Below are 2,403 nucleotides of genomic sequence, written 5' to 3'. Positions count from 1 at the left end.
CTGACCCACTTCGACACGGAGGGCCAGGCCCACATGGTGGACGTCGGCGCCAAGCGCGAAACGCACCGCGTGGCCCGCGCCACCGGCCTCATCCGCATGCAGCCGGCCACCTTCGCATTGCTGGCCCAGGGCACCGCGAAGAAGGGCGACGTGATCGGCGTGGCCCGCATCGCCGCCATCCAGGGTGCCAAGCGCACCGCCGACCTGGTACCGCTGTGCCACCCGCTGCCCATCACCCGCGTGGCGGTGGACTTCGAGGCCGATGCCCAAGCCAGCACCGTGCGCTGCACCGCGCAGGTGGAAACCCACGGCCGCACCGGCGTGGAGATGGAAGCGCTGACCGCGGTGCAGGTGGGCCTGCTCACCGTCTACGACATGCTCAAGGCCGTGGACCGCGGCATGGTGATCGACGGGGTGCGGGTGCTGGAAAAGCACGGCGGCAAGTCCGGCGACTGGACCGCCCCCGACCTGCCGCCACCGGCTTGAAGCGGCGAGACTAGGGCGCGCGAAAGTCCCGCCAATCCAGCGGCACGCTGGCCGGTGTGCACTGGAAGGGCAACGGCCCGCGCTGGGTGTTCTGGCATTCGGCGAAGAAGTCGTCCGAATTCGGGTTGCGGAACTCACGCAGCCGGTCGGCCAGGTGGCGGGCGCGTTCCAGGTCGCCCTGCTCGGCATAGGCCTTGGCCCAGGCGATCATCAGCCGCGTGTCCAGCAGGTTGTGCGCGGCCCGCTGCACCGCCGGCATCAGCAGGCCGGGCTGGTCGGTGGTGGTGGCGGCCGCGTAGTCGGCCTGGTGGCCGAACAGCCAGGCGTCCTGCCCCTGCCGGATGCGCTGCGACAAGGGGCTGGCATCGGCCGGCGGCGCGTAGATCACCACCACGCGGCGGTAGTCCTGCATCGCGGCTAGGCCCACCACCATCGTCAGCAGGCCGGCGGCGGGCAGTAGCAAGGCGGGTCGCCCGCTGGCAGCCGGCGTTGCCGTCGCCGGCTCACCCGCCCCCAGGCACACGCCCCAGGCCCAGGCCGTGGGCAGCAGGAAGTACAGGTACCACAGCGGGTACTCCAACTGGCTGTGCAGCGCCATCATCAGCACCATCATGAAGGCGGCGCGCACGCCCGCGCCCTCCGCCCCCGGCACCTGCAGGCTGCGCTGCCAGCCCTGCCACAACGCCCAGGCCAGCAGGCCCAGCACCAGCGCAGCCAGCGGCAGGCCCAGCTCCACCGCCAGCTGCAGCGGCAGGTTGTGCGTGTGGTCGAAGAAGGCCACCGGCCGCTGCGGGAAGGGCGTGACCGACCAGGCGAAATTGAACTCGCCCCAGCCCACGCCCGACCATGGGTGCATGCGGATCAGCGACAGCGTGTCGCGCCAGATGCCGAAGCGGCTGCTGGAGATGTCCCCGCCCGCGGCCATGTGCAGCGCCGCACCGAAGGTCTTGGCCGTCTGCCCGGCCCAGTAGGTCATCACCGCCCAGCTGGCCGCGAACATCAGCGGCACCGCCAGCAGCACGCCACGCGCCGGCCGCTGCAGCCGGCTGTCGACCAGCCCCCACAGTGTGAGCACCGCCATGCCCACCAGCCCGGTGCGCGAGCCCGACAGCGTGATGCCGAACACCATGAAGCCCATCAGCAGACCGGCGGCCACACGCGGCAGCCGCCGTGCTTCCAGCAGCGGCACCACCGCGATGGCCGACCACAGCAGCAGGCTGCTCAGGTGGTTGGGCTGCCGCAGATTGCCCACGGCGCGCCCCAGCAGCCCGGTGCGCGCCACCACGTTGCCATCGGCCAGCTCCGGTGCAAACACCTGCACCACGCCGATGGCGGTGCTCAGCACCCCGACCAGCAGCCAGGCCGCGAACACCGCCGGCAACACCCGACCCTGCCCCCGCGCCACCGCAGCCCACCCCGCCCCCACCATCACCAGCGCGCCCAGCAGCGACAGCGCCGACAACCGGCCCAGCGTGATGGGCAGGTGGCCCCAGACCGAAGAAGCCAGCGACGAGCCGGCCAGCAGCAGCAGGGGCAGGGCCAGCGCCCACACGGCGCGGGGCGCGCCCCACCGCGGGCCCGGCTGCGCCGCAGCACCAGCGGTGCTCCAAGCCGCGAACAAACCCCACAGCACCGCCGCGGCGGCCTGGTTGTAGAAGGTGGAGGACGGCGGCTCGTTGAAGGCGATGAGGGCGGGAACGGTGGAGGCCAACAAGGCCAGCCATCCGGCGCCAGGCATGAGCGGGCGCGGGTTCACCGGGTGACGACGAAGAAGAACGAAAGCGAGCGCGCCATGGAGGGTGGGGCTGTGCGGAAAGCGGGGACTTTCGCACAGGTGGGGCAGGTGCCGAACGCTGACAGCCCGCGGTTCACGGTGCAGAAGCAAAAAGGGTCCGCATCAGCGGACCCTTCTGGTCT

At 71.7% G+C, this 2,403-nt stretch carries 2 protein-coding genes; one reads left to right on the top strand and one right to left on the bottom strand.

The features are described from left to right. The coding region (gene moaC, locus ABNT58_RS18950; RefSeq protein ID WP_348754995.1) for a cyclic pyranopterin monophosphate synthase MoaC at positions 1-486 on the top strand (486 nt) is incomplete at its 5' end. A 10-nt stretch (positions 487-496) separates the two neighbouring features. Here the strand turns inward: moaC and ABNT58_RS18945 are convergent. After that, positions 497-2,197, bottom strand: a complete 1,701-nt coding sequence (locus ABNT58_RS18945) for a Wzy polymerase domain-containing protein (RefSeq protein ID WP_348754994.1) — start codon at positions 2,195-2,197, stop codon at positions 497-499. Positions 2,198-2,403: the final 206 nt, after the last annotated feature.

This window comes from uncultured Aquincola sp., assembly GCF_964001545.1.
Classification (GTDB): Bacteria; Pseudomonadota; Gammaproteobacteria; order Burkholderiales; family Burkholderiaceae_C; genus Aquincola.
Note: the sequence above shows the minus strand (reverse complement) of the source record. Positions and strands in the feature narration are given on the sequence as shown.